20 protein-coding genes are annotated in these 20131 nt (G+C 62.4%); 6 read left to right on the plus strand and 14 right to left on the minus strand.

The features are described 5' to 3' along the window. Nucleotides 1-73 precede the first annotated feature (73 nt). Nucleotides 74-1336 carry a GNAT family N-acetyltransferase gene (locus CR152_RS26660; protein WP_099880064.1) on the plus strand — a complete coding sequence of 421 codons (1263 nt, stop codon included), beginning with the start codon at nucleotides 74-76 and terminating at the stop codon, nucleotides 1334-1336. 176 nt (nucleotides 1337-1512) lie between these two features. Here CR152_RS26660 and CR152_RS26665 read toward each other — a convergent pair whose 3' ends face one another. From CR152_RS26665 to CR152_RS26680, 4 genes are all read right to left on the minus strand, one after another. Continuing rightward, complete coding sequence (locus tag CR152_RS26665) at nucleotides 1513-2247, minus strand: PEP-CTERM sorting domain-containing protein (RefSeq protein WP_229413619.1); 735 nt, start codon at nucleotides 2245-2247, stop codon at nucleotides 1513-1515. 143 nt (nucleotides 2248-2390) lie between these two features. Further along, complete coding sequence (locus tag CR152_RS26670; RefSeq protein WP_229413621.1) at nucleotides 2391-3593, minus strand: ferritin-like domain-containing protein; 1203 nt, start codon at nucleotides 3591-3593, stop codon at nucleotides 2391-2393. Continuing rightward, nucleotides 3571-4425, minus strand: a complete 855-nt coding sequence (locus CR152_RS26675; protein WP_099880068.1) for a phosphate/phosphite/phosphonate ABC transporter substrate-binding protein — start codon at nucleotides 4423-4425, stop codon at nucleotides 3571-3573. Before CR152_RS26675 ends, CR152_RS26670 begins: the two co-directional genes overlap by 23 nt. Before the next feature lie 10 nt (nucleotides 4426-4435). After that, nucleotides 4436-5554: an acyl-CoA dehydrogenase family protein gene (locus tag CR152_RS26680; RefSeq protein ID WP_099880070.1), complete on the minus strand. Its 1119-nt coding sequence runs from the start codon at nucleotides 5552-5554 to the stop codon at nucleotides 4436-4438. A 407-nt stretch (nucleotides 5555-5961) separates the two neighbouring features. Between CR152_RS26680 and CR152_RS26685 the strand changes: the two genes are divergently transcribed. From CR152_RS26685 to CR152_RS26700, 4 genes are all read left to right on the plus strand, one after another. After that, complete coding sequence (locus CR152_RS26685) at nucleotides 5962-6258, plus strand: ArsR/SmtB family transcription factor (protein ID WP_229413622.1); 297 nt, start codon at nucleotides 5962-5964, stop codon at nucleotides 6256-6258. A 9-nt stretch (nucleotides 6259-6267) separates the two neighbouring features. Beyond that, nucleotides 6268-6525, plus strand: a complete 258-nt coding sequence (locus CR152_RS26690; protein WP_099880074.1) for a hypothetical protein — start codon at nucleotides 6268-6270, stop codon at nucleotides 6523-6525. Between the two features lie 70 nt (nucleotides 6526-6595). After that, on the plus strand, nucleotides 6596-7348 hold the full coding sequence (locus CR152_RS26695; RefSeq protein WP_099880076.1) for a DUF4386 domain-containing protein: 753 nt from the start codon (nucleotides 6596-6598) through the stop codon (nucleotides 7346-7348). Between the two features lie 36 nt (nucleotides 7349-7384). Then, a complete protein-coding gene (locus CR152_RS26700; RefSeq protein ID WP_157778751.1) occupies nucleotides 7385-7813 on the plus strand; it encodes a hypothetical protein in 429 nt (142 codons plus the stop codon). A gap of 56 nt (nucleotides 7814-7869) precedes the next feature. On the opposite strand, the gene CR152_RS26705 is transcribed toward CR152_RS26700, so the two are convergent. The 10 genes from CR152_RS26705 to CR152_RS33300 all read right to left on the minus strand — a co-directional run bounded on the left by CR152_RS26705 (nucleotide 7870) and on the right by CR152_RS33300 (nucleotide 16995). Beyond that, the gene (locus CR152_RS26705) at nucleotides 7870-8838 is read right to left on the minus strand and encodes a calcium-binding protein (protein WP_099880080.1); all 969 of its coding nucleotides are present in this window, start codon (nucleotides 8836-8838) and stop codon (nucleotides 7870-7872) included. A 223-nt stretch (nucleotides 8839-9061) separates the two neighbouring features. Then, nucleotides 9062-9691 carry a hypothetical protein gene (locus CR152_RS26710; protein ID WP_099880082.1) on the minus strand — a complete coding sequence of 210 codons (630 nt, stop codon included), beginning with the start codon at nucleotides 9689-9691 and terminating at the stop codon, nucleotides 9062-9064. An 8-nt stretch (nucleotides 9692-9699) separates the two neighbouring features. Beyond that, on the minus strand, nucleotides 9700-10401 hold the full coding sequence (locus tag CR152_RS26715) for a HupE/UreJ family protein (RefSeq protein WP_099880084.1): 702 nt from the start codon (nucleotides 10399-10401) through the stop codon (nucleotides 9700-9702). Between the two features lie 172 nt (nucleotides 10402-10573). Then, nucleotides 10574-10948, minus strand: coding sequence for a YajD family HNH nuclease (locus tag CR152_RS26720; RefSeq protein ID WP_099880086.1), 375 nt, complete (start codon nucleotides 10946-10948; stop codon nucleotides 10574-10576). Nucleotides 10949-11114: 166 nt separating this feature from the next. Next, nucleotides 11115-11876, minus strand: coding sequence for a LytR/AlgR family response regulator transcription factor (locus CR152_RS26725; RefSeq protein WP_099880088.1), 762 nt, complete (start codon nucleotides 11874-11876; stop codon nucleotides 11115-11117). Further along, complete coding sequence (locus tag CR152_RS26730) at nucleotides 11863-12300, minus strand: hypothetical protein (RefSeq protein WP_099880090.1); 438 nt, start codon at nucleotides 12298-12300, stop codon at nucleotides 11863-11865. The genes CR152_RS26725 and CR152_RS26730 overlap by 14 nt, the downstream gene beginning before the upstream one ends. Then, complete coding sequence (locus tag CR152_RS26735; protein ID WP_157778752.1) at nucleotides 12285-12935, minus strand: hypothetical protein; 651 nt, start codon at nucleotides 12933-12935, stop codon at nucleotides 12285-12287. The genes CR152_RS26730 and CR152_RS26735 overlap by 16 nt, the downstream gene beginning before the upstream one ends. Continuing rightward, a complete protein-coding gene (locus CR152_RS26740; protein ID WP_099880094.1) occupies nucleotides 12928-14013 on the minus strand; it encodes a sensor histidine kinase in 1086 nt (361 codons plus the stop codon). The genes CR152_RS26735 and CR152_RS26740 overlap by 8 nt, the downstream gene beginning before the upstream one ends. A 174-nt stretch (nucleotides 14014-14187) precedes the next feature. Further along, nucleotides 14188-14880 carry a cytochrome c biogenesis CcdA family protein gene (locus CR152_RS26745; protein ID WP_157778753.1) on the minus strand — a complete coding sequence of 231 codons (693 nt, stop codon included), beginning with the start codon at nucleotides 14878-14880 and terminating at the stop codon, nucleotides 14188-14190. 489 nt (nucleotides 14881-15369) lie between these two features. After that, nucleotides 15370-16995 carry a lipase family protein gene (locus CR152_RS33300; RefSeq protein WP_157778754.1) on the minus strand — a complete coding sequence of 542 codons (1626 nt, stop codon included), beginning with the start codon at nucleotides 16993-16995 and terminating at the stop codon, nucleotides 15370-15372. A 1188-nt stretch (nucleotides 16996-18183) separates the two neighbouring features. Between CR152_RS33300 and CR152_RS34420 the strand changes: the two genes are divergently transcribed. After that, nucleotides 18184-20097, plus strand: coding sequence for a glycoside hydrolase family 64 protein (locus CR152_RS34420; RefSeq protein WP_229413624.1), 1914 nt, complete (start codon nucleotides 18184-18186; stop codon nucleotides 20095-20097). Nucleotides 20098-20131: the final 34 nt, after the last annotated feature.

Raw genomic sequence — 20131 nt, forward strand, 5'->3', positions numbered from 1 at the left:
CTTACCGCTGTCGCCGCCAGCGCTGTAGAATCGCGCTCACCGGCATTTCAATAACGATAACAACACCACGTCCATGAACATCCCTGAAAAACTCCGCTCCATCAAAGCCTCGCTCTCCGAACGCAGCCGCGAACGCAAGCGTCTGCGCGGCCCCGCCGACCTGAACTACGCCATCGCCGATTCGATCGAACTGCTCGACGCCGGCGCCTGGCAGGCTTTGGCGGACCACGCCGGCTTCTTCATGTCCTTCGCCTACCTCAAGTCGCTCGAACAGGTGCTGCCGCACAATCTGTCGCCGCGCTACGCCCTGATTTACAGCGGCGCCGGCGCCGAGCGCATGCCGGTCGCGGCCGTGTACATGCAGATTGCCGACCTCAACCTGGCGCAGGCGCGCCCGGCCAAGAGCCAGGCTGCCTCCACGCGCCCCGCCCCGCTCGACGAGCTGGCGAAAAAGACCACCCAGCGCATCCTCAGCTGCGGCAACCTGCTGACCTTCGGCCAGCACGGCATCGCCATGGCGCCCGGCGCCGATCCCAAGCTGGCCTGGCATGGCGTAGCCGAAGTGCTGTACCGCGTGCGCCAAGCCGACAAGCTGGTCGGCAAGACCCACTTCATCATGATCAAGGACTTGCACGCGCCCCACACCGATCACGCGGCGCACCTCGAACACCTGAGCTACCGTTACGTGGAAACGGAACCGAACATGGTGCTGGCCCTGCAGGACGACTGGAAGCACTACGACGACTACCTGGCCAGCCTGGCCTCCAAATACCGCAGCGGCGTGCGCAACGCCGTCTTCAAGACCTTGGACGAGGCGGCCTGCACGCTCGAACAGTTAAGCGACCTGGACGCCGTGCGCGAGCAGATTCACGGGCTCTACAAGGAAGTGCAGGTCAACGCCGGATTCCGCCCGTTCGAGCTGCGAGCCGAGTATTTCCCGGCGCTGCAAAAGGCGGCCGGCGAGCGCTTCCGCTGCAGCGTACTCAAGCGCGATGGAGAGATGCTCGGTTTCCTGATCTCGGTGGCCGATGGCGACACCTCGATCGCCTACCACATCGGTTTCAACCGCGCGGCGGCGGCCGACCTGCCGATCTATCTGCGGCTGCTGCACGCCGGCATCGCCGACGCCTTGTCGATGGGCTGCAAACAGGTGTCGTTCGGCCGCACCGCACTCGAACCGAAAGCGGCCCTGGGCGCCAAGCCGCAGACCTTCGGCATCCTGGTGCGCCACCGCCAGCCGGTGCTCAACAAGATGATCAAGCATCTGCTGCTGGGCATCGAGCATGATGACGCGCCCGAACGCAGTCCGTTCAAGAAGCCTGCCAAGGTTGCCTGATGTGGAGGCATGACGCCCCCCATCGTGCCTGATGAAACGCCCCTCTTCACGCAGGGAATGTCGTAGGGGATAACGCTGCCCGTCAGGCGAGGTTCGCGGGAGGATTCGGTTTTGCCCCGATTTCAGTCGACGACCATCCTTGCCCCGGGCCACAAGCTGCGGCGTGCGCCAGGCAGTCAGCCCCGGCGGCGCAAGCGACACGCGCCGATGGCGGCAAGGCCGGCCAGCAGCATGGCGTAGCTTGCCGGCTCCGGCACGGGCGCGGCGCGTCCCTGGGCGTAGCTGTAGGCGGCCCAGCCGATGGTGCCAGATCCAGCCGATTGCCCGGTGCTGAGCGTCGAGCGGTAATCGACCGTGCGCGCGCCGGAAACGTTCTGGAGTCTGTCTTCGAAATGTTCGGGCGTGCCCGACTGGTCGAAGGCGCTGACGTCGCCGTAGATCGACGCCACTGCGCGGCTGCTCTCGCCCTGGCCGTGGTCAGCTTGCAGCGATACCGACAAGGTCAGCCTGAGCTGCGTGTTGGGCGAGAGCGCGAACGTGCGCCAGTCCGAACCGATCGCCGAGAAATGGTCGCCGCCCGCCTGGCCCGAATAGCTGATTTGCACGCTCGAGCGCATCATGCCGTCCGACACCATGGCCGCCGCCTCGCCATAGGGTTTGCTCAGCAGCACGCTGCCCGGCCAGTAAATTTCCTGGAATTCCTGGCCATCGTTCAGCATGGCGTTCATGGCATAGTCACGGTAGCCGTATTGAATCCACGGCGTGATCTGGTCGTTGAGATCGAGGTCGATCAGTTCGATACGGACATTGCTGATCTGGGCGGACGCGCTGGCGGCGCAGCTCTGGCCGGCAACGCCGCTGAGCGCGGCAGCCAGCGCGCAGGCGGTGAAGTGAGACTTGGATACGAGCATCGGAATTCTCCCCAAGAGTAATCGACTTCTCAGCAGGGCGGATGCACCTGCCCAGGCAAGCTTACCAGCTAACACTACCAAAAATGCACGATTGCCAGCATTTTCGTGGGCAGCGCCACAGCTGCATCCACTTTCGGGTGACGCTACATGAAGTTACGCGTATGCAGGGCCGACAACTGCTGCGCCTCGGTTTTTGAGAAACCCAGCCGCTCCAGGCGCGACTGGCGCCCCTCGGCCATGTCCACCATCAGCTGCTGCACGCGCAGGTAGCCGGCCGCGACCGCCGCCGGCGTCAGTTCGCCCGCCGCCAGCAGGATCAGCGCGTCGAACACCTCTTCGTTCAAGCCCGAACTGGCCGCCAGCGCATCGTTGCGCGACTGGACCGCGTTGGCCAGGCGTGTGCGAAAGGCAGGCTCGCGTTCGAGCCGCGCCGCCAGGTGCGTCATGCCGAAGGCGACATGGCGCGCTTCATCGCGCGCGGCCAGGCGCGCGATCTGGCGCGTGACCGGATCGGGCGCGTACGCGTGCAGGAAATGCAGCAGGCTGACAAAGGTCCCCTCCCCCAGCACCGACAGCAAAAACTCGGCCACCGAAAAATCCTGCTCATCGAGCAGCGTCTTGAGCGAGCTTTGTCCGCCCGCCGTCGACAGGCCCGGCTCGCGGCCCTTGAGGCGCACGCGGCGCGTGAACACCTCGATGTGGCGCGCTTCGTCGGCCACCTGGATCGCCAGCACCGCCTGCACTTCGCGGTAGTGCGGGTGCACCTGTCCCAAAAAGCGCGCCGGCACCACCAGCGCCGCCACTTCATTTTCGATCATGTAGGTCAGCACCTGCACCACCGCGTCTTCGACGATGTCGGGCAAGGTGAACTCGGCCCTCCAGTCGATCGCCGTCTCCGGGTCCCACTGCGCCGCCGCGGCCTGCGCATACAAATCGGCAGCCCGTTCGGCCCACACTTCCTCTTTCTGATCGAGGCGGAATTGCATGGCCGGCGAACCCGCCTCCACCGTCGCGCCGCGTGCCGCCAGGCCCCACTGGGCCTTGGCCTGATCGGCGATGGCGCCGTCGGCGCGCGGATCGGCGTGGCCGCTGTGCAGCGCCGCGCGCCAGCGGCCCGCCGACGCGCCGCCGCGCGTCACGCGCACCAATCTGCGCCCGTCCACGTCAAGCGCCGTGCACGGGTGCCCCTGGCTGCGGCACCATGCGCTCAGCTGCCCGTCCCAGCCAGCACCAGCGCCGGTAACATCCAGGGTCTCGCCGGGCGCCAGCTGCTGCAAGCCGTGCTTGACCAGCAGATGGGCGCCGGCGTCGAAACCGAGACCCTCAATATCGATAGTCGGCAGCAAGGATCTTCCCTTCCGCATCGTAGAAGCGCTCGTCGTCCACCGCGCGCACCAGCGCGTCGTAGCCGCTTACGCGCCCCGGCAGCCAGGTTTTCAGGCCTTCCAGTTCGAGCAGCGGGCGCACTTCCGGGTCGTCCCAGCTCATGGCCAGCAGCAGTTCGCCGAAGCGTGCAATCTGCGCCGCGGGCGCGCCAGGGCTGACCGTGAAATTGCAATGGTCGAACGGCGCCGTGCGCGCCATGATCGCGGTGGCGCCGGCCGGCAGCAGGCCTTCGCGCGAGAAGGCCATGTGATTACTGTCGATCATCCAGGCGGCATCGATCTCGCCGGCCATCAGCGCCAGCGCGGCATCGCGTTCGCCGCCGATATGGTCGCCGTGCTTGCCCCCCAAAACGTCGAAGCGGCGCGCCGTGTAATCGCGCCCGGCCAGCATGCCGTGCTGGCGCAGCAGGTCGAGCGGAATCAGGTGCGCCTGGGGCGAGTCGATGGCGCCAAAGCCGATCGTCTTGCCCTTGAGCTGTTCCAGCGTGACCAGCGGGCCGGTACGCGTGACCAGCACCGACGTCAGGTCGCAATCGCTGTCGCGCATGGCCAGCGCCGCCACCTCCTGGCCGCGGGCGCGCGCCATGCGCTCGGCCCGTACCCAGGCCAGCGGCGAATTCCACGCCAGCGCAATGCTGCCGTTGAACTGCGCTTCGACCTGGCGCTCGTAGTTGGAGTACAGGATGTAGTCGAATTCAAAGTCGTGGCGCCGGAAGTACTCCTTGAAGCCTTCCCAGATCGTCACGACTTTCGGTGCGTAGGCCACCGCGCCCATCATCAATGGTGTATTCATCGCGCGCCCCTTAACCGAACACCGGCATGCCGCAAACGGCCTTGCCAATGAAGTCGAACAGCACGTCGGAGGTCGGTGCCATGACCGATGCGGCGCGCGCATCGCGGAAGTAGCGTTCGATGCCGACATCCTTGCGGAAGGCCGCGCCGCCGCACACGCGCATGGCGGTGTCGGTCACTTCCAGCGCCGCTTCGGCCGCTGCCGCCTTGACCTGCATCACGCGCAGCATGGCGTCCGGACGGTTGGCCGCCAGCGCGGCGAGCGTGTCGTCGCGCAGCGTGCGCACCATGTCGGCCTGGATGCGGGCCCGTGCCAGGTAGGCGCGGATGGTCGGCAGTTCGGCCAGCGAGCTGCCCAGGTGTTCGAGCTTGCTGCCGGCGGCGTGCGCGCATGCCGCTTCCAGCACGGCGTCCATCTGGCCCAGCGAGGACGAGGCGACCAGGGTCGAGAACACCGGCAGCACGGCGCCGATCATGATGTCGAAGCCGCCGCCGTCAACGCCCAGCATCGCGGCCGGCGCGACGCGCACGCCCGCCGCGCTCAGTGGCGATGAACGGTTGCCGCGCAAGCCCATGCCGTCGAACGCTTTCGGTTCGCTCAGGCCGGCGCTCTTGCTGTCGACCAGCCACAGGGTGCTGGCGCCCGCCAAGGCCACCGGCGCGGTCGACCACACGTACGAATCGGCTTCGCCGGCGGCGGTGACCATCGATTTGCTGCCGTCGATGACGATGCTGTCGCCATCCTGGCGCGCCGTGCCGACCGGGGCCCAGAAGTGGCTGCGCGAGCCGTTGTCGGACCAGGCCAGGGTGCTCAGGTGGCGGCCGCAAGCGACGTCGCGGCGCACGTTCTCGCTGGCGAATTTTTCCAGCACGGTGGCCGCGCACAGGTGCATGCAGACGACCATCGCCGTCGACGGGCAGGCCTTGGCCAGGCGCTCGACCAGCTGCGCTGCCTCGGGCAGGCCCAGGCCCATGCCGCCCACGTCCTTGCTGCTGACAAGGCCGAGCAGGCCGGCCTGGCCCAGCGCATCGATGGCGGCGCGCGGAAACCGGGCATCGCGGTCGGTGGCGGGAGCTGCCGGCTGGACAATGGTGGTGACTATGGTATCGAGTGTTTGGAGGTAAGACATGGCATCCCTGTGAAAATGGCGGATCAATGCCACCAGCAGGTCGCGTACAGGGCAAGGCAAGGGAGACTCCGGACCGGAGCCGGGCATTGAGCACCTCGACAAGTTCTGCTCGACCTGCCTGGCGGCAGCGCTTGGAAACGGTACTTTTGCCGCGTTTGCACCTCGACCCCGCCACACGCGGGCCGTCGGACCCGGTTCAGCGTTCCAGGGGAACTGACATCGGCGTTACGGCGGGCGGGTTCAAGACAAACACAACAGTCGCCGCAGTTTATCAGAGTCGCGCCGCCGGCAGGCCCCTTGCGCCCCGTGCGGCGCGCCCGGCCGCTGAAAAATTTCTTGACTGCCTGTCACGTGTCAGATAATCTTTACAGGTGAAAGAAAATAAACCACCAATCGAAGGAGACCAGTTGCTGACGATCCTGTCCGCGCTTGCCAATCCGCACCGGCTGCGCATCATCGCGGCCCTCGCATCGGGCGGACGCAATTACGTCAGCCAGCTTGCACGCGACATTGGCATCAGCCGGCCGCTGCTGCACCTGCATCTCCAGAAGCTCGAACAAGCCGGCCTCGTTACCAGCTGTCTCGAACTCTCGCACGACGGCAAAGCGCTCAATTATTTTGAAGCGGGCAGCTTTGCGGTAGCGCTGACCCCGGAAGCGATTGCCGAGGCAGTCAAGTCCCTCACCATCAACCTTGAGAAGTAGACCAACACCATGTCCGAACACGTTTATTTGATCACCATCGGCCTGCCGCTCGCCACCGTCCTGCTCATTTTCGGCATGAAGTATTTTGCCGCCATCCAGCAGGCCAAGGCGCGCCTGGCCAGCGACGAGGCGTACCGCCAGCTCGCGGCGCAGGCAGCGGCGGCCCAGATCGAAACGGCCGCCGCGCTGGCAGCCATCCACGGCCACCTGGCGGAAGTGAAAACGCGCGTGGCCGCCGTCGAGAAAGTGCTGCGCGACGTCGAGTAAAGCGCCGCCGCCAGCCCGGATACACACTAGCCGCACCGATCGATTGCCTGCCTCACCAAGGGAGAACACCATGCCGGACCATCATCAGAATGCCATCGGCGGCAAGGATGCGCAGCGTACCGCGCGCATCGCCGGCGCGCTGTACCTCGTCATCATCGTCATCGGCCTGCTGGGCGAGACGGTCATCCGTAACAGCCTGGTCGTGGCCGGCAACGCGGCCGAGACGGCCCAGCGCATCGTAGCCTCGGAATGGCTGTGGCGGGTGGGCATCGCCGGCCAGTTGCTGCTGCTGCTGTGCGCGGTCGCGATGTCGCTGACCTGGTACGTACTGCTGCGCCCGGTGAACAAACACCTGACCCTGCTGGCCATGTTCTTCGCGCTGGTGTCGCTGGCGGTCGAAAGCGTCAGCACCCTGCAGCTGCAAGGCGCCCTGACGCCGCTGCTGTCCGGCGCCACGCTCGGGATGGACTTGCAACAGGCGCAGGCGACGGCTTACCTGGCCATTGTCGGGCACTCGCATGCGTTCGCGGTGGCGTTGATGTTCTTCGGGGTCGAATGCATCATCATCGGCCACCTGATCCGCAAGTCCGGCTATTTCCCGCCGCTGATCGGCGCGATGATGCAGCTTGCCGGCCTGTGCTACCTGGTCAACACCTTCATCATGGTGCTCTCGCCTTCCCTGCACGCCGCCGTGTTCCCGGCGATCCTGGTGCCATCGTTTTTCGGCGAAAGCGCATTCTGCCTGTGCCTGCTGTTCAAGGGCATCGACATCCCGGCATGGGAGCGCATGGCCGCGCCCTCGCCCTCACTCAATTCGCACTGACGTTTCACCACCCACCAACCCATAAGGAGCCGCACCATGAACGACATCAGCACCCTGAGACTGTCCCTGTTAAGAGCAATGTACCTGCTGCTGGTGTTGGGGCTGGGCGTGACCATGTGGCCGACCATCATTGCCCCGTCAAGCGTGGCGGCCAATGCCAGCACCGTGGTGCGCTCGCTGCTCGGCGCCCTGTGCCTGCTGTCGCTACTGGGGTTGCGCTATCCGCTGCGCATGCTGCCGCTGCTCCTGTTCGAGCTGGCCTGGAAAATCATCTGGGTCGTCGCCTTCGCCCTGCCGATGTGGATGGGGCCGGGCCTGGACGAGTATGCCGCCGAGACGCTGTTCGCCTGCGCGGCCGGCATCGTGCTGGTGGTGCTGGTGCTGCCATGGGGGTATGTGGCGCGCGAATACCTGCGGGCGCCGGGCACGCCGTGGTCGAAGGGTGCACAGGCCGGCGTGCACTGAGGACCGGCGCACGCGGCATCTTGCGCCAGTCCGGCCGCAAGATGCCGCGCCACCCCTTACAGCAGCATGCCCAGGCTTTCGGTATGGCCGTAGGCGTCGTACCACAGGGCCGCATTGCTGCCGGTGATGTCGATGCCGCCAGGATTGACTGCATACAGCTGTGCCAGGTCTCCGCCGAGCGGGCTGTCGCCGGTCTCCAGGCGAGCCTGATCGAGCTGCGCGGCAAAATACCATGCGCCGGTTGCGGGATCGGCGCCGTACATCGCATCGAAGGCGGCGATCAACGGCAGCATGTCGTAGAGCCCGCTCAAGGCGCCCTCCCCGCCGGCGTCATCGAGCACCTGTAGCCGGAAGCCGTCCGGCGCGGGATTGTCGTACCAGCCGGCAAACGCCATGCCTTCCGTCGCGCTGGTCATAAGCATCAGATCGCTGCCCGAGCGGGCAAGGAACATCTCCGGCTCGCGGATGCCGCCGCCCACCGAAACGGCGGCAGCGCCGCGGGCGCACAAGGTGACGGTATCGAGCCCGTCACCCGCGTTGAAGGCGATCGTGAAATCGGCACCCCACGCGGTGATGTTGTCATTGCCCGTCCCGCCGACGTACAAGCTCTGCCCCGCCCCTTCGATCAGGTCGTCGCCAGCGCCACCGTGCAACAGATTATTGCCATGCACATCCTGGAGGATATCGTTGCCATCCTGGCCGAACAGCAGGTCGGCGCCGTCGCGGCCGTGCATGATGTCGTTGTCCTCGCCGCCGATGAGTACCTCGTAGGCGCTGCCCTCCTCCGGGGCCTCGCCCGTCCACATGGTGTGCAGAAATTCATTTTCCGGAAACCAGTACGCGGTACTGCCATCGTCGCCGCTCAGGATCATGGCTTCCATGTCGAAGTCGGCCGACACGTGCGACAGGGTGGCAAAGGTGGCGGACACGTCGTCGCCCAGGTCCATGTCCCAAAGTACGAACATGCAGTAATCGGGGTCGCCTGCATGCAGGGCGTCGAGAGGGCTGCGTACGGTGGTGGTCATGAGTTCTCCAGAAAAGGGCGACGCTGGGTCGCGGGCAGCCGGGCCGGCCGGCACCCGGCATCAGCTTGACACCCGATAAATATAACTTTTCTTAGGGAAACTTTATGAACGCAGGTCACGGATGTGCTGCGAGAATGTTGACCACGGACAACTACTTCATTAGACCCGGCGGCGCCCAGTATTGCCGGTGCTGGCGAGCCGGCATGCCGTCTGGGCGTTGGCCCTATTTTTTGAAGATATCCGTGTAAAAGCCGCTGGCCTGCAGCACCACCGTCACCGGTTCGTCGGTCTTGTTCTTCCAGTACCAGCCGTGCACCCCCGTGAACGGTGCGATCAGGGCGCCGCTGGACTGGCTGACGTCGTTCTCGAGGATGAAGCTTTCGAACTCGTCGCCCTTGGCATTGACCGGCTCGCCATGAAAGTCATGGTTGAGCGCTTCGCCTTTCGTCGTTTTCCAGGAAAAGATCAAGGTCGCGCCTTTCGCAAGATGGGTCTTCACCTCCACGCCTTTGCCGGGAGGCAAGGTAATCTCCTGCGTGTCGGCCCGGTAAGCAACCGTCTGCTTCGACGCGATGGTGAGAGCGCGTACTTCACCCGGGGCCGAGACAGTCGATCCTTTTGGCGCTGGCGCCGGCGTGGCCGCACTCTTAGCCGCTTCGACAGGGGGCGCTGCGGCACTGTGCAGCTTGGTCAGGCCGAGCGCCCTCCCCGCACCAGTCGGATCAATCCCGTACTCGGCAGGCAGGACAGCGACGGTGAGCAGCACGGCGGCCACCGCAGCGGCGACGAGACAGCCGCGCAAGAGTTCTTTTTTAGGCGCGACAACGCCGGCGTTCGATGAAGGCAAGGACATGGACTTTCCTATTGACTGATATAGCCGGTGAACTGGAGGCCGGCAAGAACAAAGCCGGCGCTCATGAGCGCAAAATTGCTGGTCAAGGCGTGCCGGGCGAAACTGGCGGTTGTGCGCCAGTAGCGCACCACGATCAAAATCATGCCGAGCGCGAGCAGCTGGCCGAGCTCCACCCCGAGGTTGAAAGCGATCATGTTCGGTACCAGGCCGTCGGGCGACAGGGAAAAATCCTGCAGCTTGGTCGCCAGCCCCAGGCCGTGGAAGAAACCGAAGATCAGCACCGCCGCCTTTTTGTTCGGCTGAAACCCGAACACGGTCTTGAAGCCGCCCAGGTTATCGAAGGCGCGGTAGACGATCGACAGGCCGATGATGGCGTCCACCAGGTAGGCGTTGATATGCCAGCCGTTGAGCACCCCAAGCAGCAAGGTGGTGCTGTGGCCGAGCGCGAACAGGGTCACATACACGCCGATATCCTTCATCCGGTACAGGAAGAAGATCACGCCGCACAGGAACAGCAGATGGTCGTAGCCGGTCACCATGTGCTTGGCGCCCAGGTACAGATAGGGCAGGAAGTGCACGCCGGTGGCACCTTGCAGGAAACTCTGGTCCGACTCGGAGACGCCGTGCGCAAACGCTCCGGCCGTCACAAGGCACAGCAGCATGCCCAACAGCCATCCACGGGCGGCGCCGCCCGTACCATTTATCAACATACGCTATGCTCCTGATTGTCTGAAAACACTTGCCGCCCCTTCAGGAGCCGGCTTGCCATGCAAAATCGCACGGCCACGCTGCTGGATCGGCTGCGCCAGGAACATGCCGCCGGCGAGCGCACGACCGCCGACGCGGCCCACCCGCGATGGCAGCCGTAGCGATGCGGGCTGATCAGTCTTTTTTCTTCATCAGCCCCGCCAAGGCGGCGAACGGGTTGTGCGTGGCCGGCGCCACCTCGGCCGACAGCAGCCCGGCACCGCGGTCCGCTTCCAGGTAGCGCGAGTGCTCGTTGTCGTGGCAGTACAGGCACAGCAGCTCCCAGTTGCTGCCATCGGGCGGATTGTTGTCGTGGTTGTGGTCGCGATGGTGCACCGTCAGCTGCGACACGTTCGCGTTGGTGAATTCGCGCATGCAGCGGCCGCAAATCCAGGGATACATTTTCAGGGAACGCGCCCGGTAGCCGGATTCGCGCGTTTCCGCAGCCTTGCGGGCATCGGCCACGATCTTGTCGAGACGGGCGGCGTCGGGTTTTTTAGGCAGTGTCATACACGGTGGCTTTCTATCACGTTGCCGCATGGCGCGGCAGAAAGCGGATTGTCGCAGAGTTTGTGGTGGTGGTCGAGTGATGCGCGCCCGGCAAGCCCCTTCAGCGCTGAATCCGAGGCTCATCGCAAGGCCGACTTCTCCGGTCGTACCTGACGGCAAGCGAGCTTCACATCTGGCGAAAGCGCCGCACGAACGACTCTGCCACCGGCAGCAATTCGCGCCGGCTCTTCAGTTTCAAGGTCAGCTGTCCGGCCATGTTCGGCTCGATGCTGGCGATCTCCATCGCATTGACGACGGTCGAGCGGTGGGTCTGCCAGAATTGATCCGGGTCGAGCTCGCTCATCAGTTCCTTGAGGGTTTTCTTGATCAGCACTTCGGAATCGGCCAGCACGACCCGCGTATATTTTTGATCCGACTGAAAAAAGACGACTTCATCAATCGTAATCAGGCGGATCGCGTTGCCCACGGATGCGGTGATCCAGCGCAAATACGATGCCGTCACCTGTCGCGGCGCGAGGTTCTCGAGCACATCCGTCAGGTCGAGCGGCTTGCTTGCGATACGCTGCTTGAGCCGCCGCACGGTCAGCGCGATCCGTGCGGGATCGATTGGCTTGAGGATGTAATCCACGGCACCGTTGTCGAACGCATCGATGGCATGGGCGTCGAAGGCCGTCACAAACACGACATGGCAGCGGTCGCGCAAGGTGCGGGCAATGTCGAGGCGGTTGGGATCTGGAATCTGAATGTCGAGAAAGACGATATCCGGCGCGTGCTGCGCGATCTGGCGCAGCGCATCGCAGCCATCGGCGGCATGCCCGACGATTGTCAGCGCCGGCCACAAGGCAACCAGCAATTCGCGCAATTCGTCGTGCATTGCCGGCTCGTCTTCGACAATCAGCGCCCTCGGTGCCGCTTCACTGGCAGACATGCTTGACCACATACTCATTCGCTCCCGCGTTGAAAATTCCTTGCAATCGAGACCTTCCGGCCGGCAGCAGTTTGGCCACGGCATCGGCCAGCGCGACCGTCCGCACTGGCGTGATGCTGATCGTGCCGATGGCAAGCGCCACACCGACATGATCATCCCACGCTGCCAGCGTCAGCGTCACCGCGCGCGCGCCTGCGCTGATCGCCTCGTCCAGCAAGGCGGACACCGTCAGAAACAGCGGGCCTGAACGCGCGTGCGACCTGGCGTCCGGGATCAGTACGTCCATGTCGATCGACATCCCGTGCTCGGCTTCGCGCAAGGCTACCAGAGCCCGGATCAGCGCTAGCTCGCCGGCAAGGCCGGGCAGGTCGCTCTGTCCGCGGTTCATCGCCAGCCGCAAATAGCTGATCAGGTGGTCGAGCAAGGCCGATGCCTTGGCGGCCTGTCGCGGTATCGGCCATGAACTTCGCTTAACACGCGCGCCACCATGGCCGGGTCGACCTGGGCGCGGGCGGCACGCAGGCGCGACCGGGCAAGCTGGCGCGCAAGAAGCGCTTGTTTACCCAGCAGCGCGGTGAACCCGGCATGGTCTTCGGCACGCTGGAGGGAAAGCAGGTACACCCATCCGATGAGGCCGCCCCACAGGAGCGACTGCATCCAGAAATTGACGAGCTCGCCGGGGCGATCGGCGATATCGGCGAGGCGGCCATGACTGAGCATCAGGTCAAGCCACGCGGCGAGCACCGTGGCGACCGCCGTGCCCACCGTCAGCATGATCAGGAACTTCGAGGGCCGGCGGATCAGGTCCGATCCTTTTTCCGTGCATAGCCGGAGAGAAAAACCGACGATGAGGGCGGCGAGCGCGCAAGCCACCGTTTCACGCAAAAACGCGTCCAGAAAGATGGCCCAACCGTCGCGTTCGATGCGCTCGAACCACGACGGCACCTGCGTCAATCTCTCGGTGACCGTACCGATGGCGGCAAACACAAGGGTCTGGCGGTAGTTGGCGCGCAAGCGCCTGCATGCGGCCATGCGCAGGTACCGCAACCGCTCAAGCATGTCCACTCCCGATGGCAATGCGGATGGTTGCGCACACGCCGCCGCTGGTGCCTGGAGCCACCAGAAGACTGGCGCCGGCGCCGAACGTCCCGCGCAGCCGTGCGCGCACGGTCGCAAGGCCAAGGCCGTTTCCGGACGACAGGCGCAAGCCGACCCCATCGTCACTGACGACGATCGATAATTCGCGCCCGGTCAGCGTCACGGCAATCAGAATCATCCCGCTGCCCGCTTTCGGCCCCACCCCATGGCGCACGGCATTTTCGACAAGGGTGGCGATAGTCAGTGCCGGCAGTTGGCGCGTCGTCGACGGCGGCGATACGCTCACCTTGTAGCGCAGGCGGCCGCCGGAACGCTGTTCGATCAGATTGAGGTACAGGACGACCAGCTCGATCTCGTCGCCGACGCTCCAGTCTGCCTTGCGCAACGCAGGCAGCGCACGCTCGAAGTACGCGATCAGGTTTTTCAGCACCTCATCGGCCGCGGCGTCGTCCATGCGGTACAGACGCTTCACATGTGCCAGCGTATTGAACAGAAAGTGCGGCTCGATCTGCGCCTCCAGCATCGCCAGCTCGCTGCGGTCGACGTCGGTCGCCAGCGCGTCGGTCTTCAGTTGCAGGCTCAACGCACGCGCGGCCTGGGCATTCGCATAGTCACGCATCAGCAACCAGCCATAGATGAATATCGAGACCATCAATGCGCGGTAAGCGTCCATATACTGGCCGGCGAGCTGGACAGGACGGCCCGTCACAGCCGGGAACAGATACAGATAGACCGCAATGATGATCAATACCACTCCGGACAGAACCACCAGCAAGCCAACCACCATGCGCGGTGCCAGATCAAGCGGGTAGCGCCGTTCCAGGAATGGGCTCAGCCAAATCGCGCACGCCCACACGAACAAGGCGTCAAGGGTATGCAAGACGACCAGTACGGTGTGGACCGGCGCGAGCAACGCTGGTTTATCCGCGAGTATCCAGGCGGGCAAAATCGCGTGAACCGATAGCACGCACACCGCGAGAAACACCCACGCGAAACCGGGAAGCTGCCATTGCCGCAAGCGTCGGTATTGCTCATGCATGCTGAATGGCCAATTGTCGTCGATGGCGGAGTATAAACGCTGCCTCCGATTGCCCCGCCCTCTTTCCGACGCAGCTCCAGATTCGGTCGCGGCAAACCCGGTCCGACGCTACGCCCATCGTCCGGCGGTACAGGCTGCGCCGCATGATGAATAAACCGTCGGCCTCGTCCCGGGTCACAACCATCCCTGATATCTGTTTGCGATCCAGCCGGCAGCTTCGTCGTATTGCTGCCACTGCATATAGGCCACCAGTATCAATGTCGCGATACCAAAGCCACGCCGCAGCGCTGCGCCTTTGCGGGCCAGGATGGGAAGGCGCGTATTAATCGTTTTACCGCCATAGGCAATCAGCAGCATCGGCAGGCCGCTCCCGAGGCCAAATGCCACCAGTAGGACCAGGCCCCAGCCACGGCTCGCGGAGCCCGCCACCAGGGCGATGATGGAGGCCAGGACCGGTCCGGAGCAAGGCGTCCAGACCGCCCCAAGGCTCAAACCCAAAATAAATCCCCCCGCTTTCCCCGCACCCGGGTTAGGAGTCAATCTTACCCCCAGATCTGAAACACTTTGCAGCCTGGCACTCACCCGTGCATATAGACTCGGCGAAAGCAGCACTATGGAAAAACCTGCGAGCAAAATAATGGCGACCTGACGTATCAGGACTGGCGACGCGCCTGACAAGCTGGCCCCTGTTGCAAAAGCGAGAGCTACCAAGGTAAACGCGGTGACAAAACCGAGCACGATGAAAATCGGCCGGCTGCTTCGCTCCAGCGTTGCGCCTAGCAAAATTGGCAACACCATCAGTATGCAGGGGCTGGCAATCATCGCCAAACCCGCCAGGAAAGCAAATCCCAATTCCATTATGTTCATTCTTAGTCCATGTTTGATTGTTGGAGCGTCCATGCGGAGCAGGTACACGACGACCACGGCGCGGCGCGAGGTCGCATCAATCGGTCGTCCGTACGTGACCAGGAGCATAGGGTGGCGATGGCGAGACGTGTCGACCATGAGGACGAAGGCGGCGATTCCGGGGATGGACGCGCTTATTTCACCGATGCAGGCCAATTCAGCCGGTCAAAGGACGGGCGTTTGTTCTCGATGAAAGCGCTGGTTTGTTTTCCCCTGGTGCCGGCGACAGGCGATGGGGCGAAACACAGCCGATGGCGTGGGCCATGCGACTGGGGAGATAATTCACTTTACAGGTTGCCGTCCGAGGTGGCAGGGAAAGGCATCTGCTGGTGACCTCCAAAAACGTAGCGAGCGGCGCAAATTTCATTCGCGAAGCGTAGTCGTACGAAGGTACGGTGAGCATCGCGCGACGACAACTGCGCCGCGCAGCCGCTTTTTCGAGGTCCTCTGCTATAGCTTTGGCCGAACGGCCATTAGCCGCACAAACCGCTTTTCGCCGTCCGTTCGCTCCGCCTGCAGCCTGACGGTGACAAACCCGTTTGAATTGACATCCCAGTTGTTTGAAAAAGTGCCAATGGGCGAATATTCCTCGATACGTTTGAGATCGAGATTCATAGGAACTTCCATCTCTACAATACAGTTAATAACAGGGCACAAGGGTTTTTCAAGCGTCCATAACTGAGCCGGCAATGCCGAATATTCCTGCAAAACAAAATCCGACTCATACATTAACGCGCCGCGCTGGCCTTTATTTTTATCGAACACGTCCAGCGACACCTCGGAATAGCCCGTGCCCGATGGACTGATCTTGTACACCTCCTTGATCGTATATTTGTCGGCAGGTCCCGCCAGGTTTTTTTGACGCGCCGGTCCGGCCGGCACCCATCGCCGGTCCCCCACCTGCGCTATCGGGTGCGCAATCAGCTTATCAAGACTGCGGGTGCAGTTAACCCTGTCCGCATCCGAAGTGGAACTGGTGCAATCCGCTGGCGAAGCAATAATGCTGAGTGTGAATGAATCCCCGGGCACATTCGTCCACGCAAAGGCCGGAATCGATCCACTCAGCCGAATACGGCTGGGAGAATCTGCGGGAACGGGTGGATGGGTACCTCCAGCAATAATCTCCTGATAAAAACGGCGAAGACGCGTATGTACTCGGGCGTCACTATTCTCCGGCTTCACGACGGTAAAATGATTTGTGTCTGCAATTACCTCAGGAGCGCCGAAGTAGCCGCCAGCATCTTGAGCTGTGACGACGCTTGGGATGAGGGTCTCAATGGCGTCGCAAGCCCGACCAAACAAGTTACATTTTTCCGTAACAAATTTATTCTCAAAAACTTCAAGGCCTTTTAACTTAGTAGCAGTTGAATCACGAGCAAGATTCAGGAAATCGTCGTGGATATCTTGCAAAATAGGATTGGTGGGCTCCAGTTCCCGCGCCATGTCGTTCTTGAATAACATTGACACCGTTTTCATGCGCGCCGCCCATTGCGAGCCTCTCGCAGGGGATGCAATTAAAACGAGCCCGACACTTTTCTTTTCAAAAAATTTCCACTTTTTGGCCATCATCCTCTTCACAACAAGGCCGCCTGTCGAGTGAGCGATAATAAGTATTTTCGGAAAATGCAGAGGCGAAAGCAAGCCTGCGTTGACTGGAACGCTGAGATTGGTGAACAGTTCATCCGCTGCGTTACGAATGTCATATGTTCCCGCCGAAAAGGACGTGTAGTAACTGGAAAGAAATATTCCGGTGCCATTGAATACGGGATCGTTTTGAATAATTCGAGGCCAATAAGGGCATTGCCAGTTCTGGTCGTTACGCAACCAGGCACTCACATTGTTGGAAAAAATCCCGTGCACCATGACGATCACTGTATCGGACCCCGGTTTTCTGTACCAGGCGGCGCTTTTTACTCCATCGCCGTTGAGCAATTCTGTGTTTTCCGGAGCGTTTCTGAATTGGTCATGGCAACTGGTGACGGGAACTTGGGCGACGGAAGTTTGCGGAAGCAAATTAAGAAAAGTCGCTACGGCGATACCCACAACGAAGTGGAGTACAGAACGGTGATGTCTCATTTGCGATCCCTGTTGGGTTGGCAACTCTCCACATGAGCGTACTTATGTGCAAGAGACTCGTGCATTTACACTATCCGCAATTCAGCACCTTGGTCGCGTTATGGCTGGGCCCTCAACAGCAATCCGATTACCGTAGGCGATAACCTTCCCTGCATCCCCAGACCGGTGCATCTCGAACTAAATAACTTCGTATTTACAAGATTAGTAGCGATGGCATCGCGAAGTCAATAACGTTATGCAAAATCTACATTCGCTGTCGTTTTATAACGATTCTGGCGACGAAACGGGCGGCTGACATTATTGCCCGGACGCATATTATTACCCGAGCGCTGACTGCCGAAGCTAGCCGAATACAACGCAGAAACAGTCAAACGGCGTCTGCCTTGCCCATGCACCGGCTCCACTGGGCTACCCCGGCGCTGCCACGCCAGGCAGCCTGTTTTCAACGCATGCACAGTGCGGCGCCGAACAGGAAGGCACATGAAAACCACAGCAACTTCGTTGTAGGCCAAAAAATATTTTTGCTCTTTTTAAGCGATTGAAGGTCATCCGGCGACCGCCTGCACCATGTTTAACTTATTTCACACACGCAATAGATCACTATTTATATTTCAATAAAGAAATAAGTGGTATCTGAGGATGGATGGTCCAGACCGACGAATGGCGCCTCTGATCGCGCAGCCTCGGCCATTTGAACCCGAAAATTGGTACTGTCGTTATGTTTTCCGCCGCACAATCGTATCGATTTCGCGCAACTTTTAACATGCCAATAACCGATTCCCCTAACCCACTTACCCTTTCCAATTCTCAATGCATATTGCGTTTCACCTCTGTTGACCTCGCTTTAATACGCGGTAATACTGCGACAACCCTGAGGATCCGTTCAAGATCCCGTCCATCAACCCAACACACGTCCTGAGTGAAATGTTCGCTTCCAGCGATATTTCAAAGGCCAAAAAATCATCGAATGTGGAAGCGCTCCCACGACAGGCACCGACTGCAACACCGAACAGCTTACCCAACGTCCTCCCTTTGTGACCGCCCTATCCGGGTGGGAACACCGGGTTTTCGCAGGAGCCGGCCCGGCCGGCTCCGACCAATGCGCACCGCGCATCCAACCACAAAGGCCGCCGTCATGCATCATCGTCCAGCGCAGGCAACGGCCACTTTCCACGAGGTGACCGCACCATGAAAAAACTGCTTCAATTCCTCTCTTTGAGCATGCTCGGCATCGGTTTGCTGAGCGGCTGCGGTGGCTCGTCGTCGAACAGCGACGCGACACCACAGCCGACGATCTCCGCCACCACCACGGTGCGCTCGAACGCCATCGGCACGCCCGAGTCCGCCACATTGGCGGCAACCCTGGCCTCCTCCTCTGCGCCCTCGACCACCGAATGGACGTTCTGCGCCAACGAGAACGGCGAATGCATCTTCACCGGCAACCAGACCGTGCGCTACGGCGCCGGTTCCAGCTTCACCAGCAAGAGATTCGACTGGGCCGCTAGCTGCAACAACGCCACCTTCGGCACCGATCCGGCACCGGGCGTGGCCAAGCACTGCGAAATCACCAGCAGCTTCGCCTTCTGCGCCAACGAAAACGGCCAGTGCGGCTTCGGCGACACGCAGACCGTGCGCTTCGGCGCCGGCAGTACCTACGTCACGCAAACCGTGACCGGCGGCGCGGCCTGCACCACCGGCGTGTTCGGCGACCCGCTGCCGGGCAGCGCCAAGCACTGCGACCGCGCGCCCGCCACCTGGACCCGCTGCGCCTATGAGAACGGCCGCTGCACTTTCAGCGGCACGCAAGTGCTGCTGTACGGCGCCAACGGCAGCTTCTTCACCAAAACCCTCAGCAACGGCGCCGACTGCAACAGCGGCGTGTTCGGCGACCCGATTCCCGGCGTCCCCAAGCGCTGCTACCTGCCGGGCGTGCCGATGCCGTCCGGCACCACTCCGCCGCCAACCGATCCGGGCACCTGGAACCAGCTGACCACCTTCAAGCTGGTCAACGGCACGCGCGGACAATATGCCGACAGCCAGGTCTACTGGGCCATCATCGGCAAGGACTGGGGCACCGGCAAATACGTCCACGTCGATGCGGGCGGGCGCTTCATTCCCATGGCCCTGAGCGATAACGGCGCGCTGAGCAAGGACGGCAAGCCCTACACCAACTACTTCCACACCCTGGCCCAGCTCAAGTCGATCACCATTCCGCCGCTCAATTCGGCGCGCCTGTTCCTGAGCGTCGGCAGCCCGATGTACCTGCAGGTCAATGCCGACGCCAACGGCAACCTCGGCTACGCAGGCGCCAATATCGAAAATCCATCCGATCCGAACATCGATGTCTACTTCGACTTCATCGAAATGTCGATCGGGGCCAAGGACGGCTTCTTCGGCAACACGACCCGGGTCGACCACTTCGGCTTTCCCTTGACCTTGCGCCTGCAGGGCCTGGGCGGCTACGACCAGACCGTGGGCGAAACCGAAACACGCGCATCGCTGATCTCGCAATTCGTCGCCAGCGTGCCGGCCCAGTTCAAGGGCCTGGCCCAAGCGCCGTACGCGCCCTACCGCATCATCGCCCCGGCCCACGCCAGCTTCCAGAACAACGGCGCCAACGCCACCTACCTGGACGGCTACATCAACCATATCTGGAACAAATACACCAGCCAGAAACTGGTCTTCACCAACCAGCAGGGCACCTTCAGCGGCCAGGTGGTGAACGGCGTGTTCCAGTTCACCGACGGCGCCGGCACCTACAAGGTGCGCAGGCCCACCACTGCCATGGCACTGCTCGGCAATGGCGCCCTCGACGACCCCAGCGGCACGGTCGGCGGCACGCCCGCCTACCACAAGCAATTGCAGATCCAGGCGCAGCTGTGCGCGGCCCTCAACCGCCATGTGGTGGAAGACCCGGCGCGCTGGTCCGACTCGGCATATTTCTACCCGGCGGGCCAGCCGGCCAACTGGTACGCCAAGTTCTGGCATGACCACAGCATCAACAAGCTGGCCTACGGCTTCGCCTACGACGACGTATGGAATTACAGCTCGTCGGTGCACTCCACCGCGCCAACCACGGCCACGGTGACCATCGGCTGGTAATGCACCCGGGGCCGCCGCTGGCGGTCCCTACTCA

It is taken from the genome of Massilia violaceinigra (assembly GCF_002752675.1).
Taxonomy (GTDB): Bacteria; Pseudomonadota; Gammaproteobacteria; order Burkholderiales; family Burkholderiaceae_D; genus Telluria_A; species Telluria_A violaceinigra.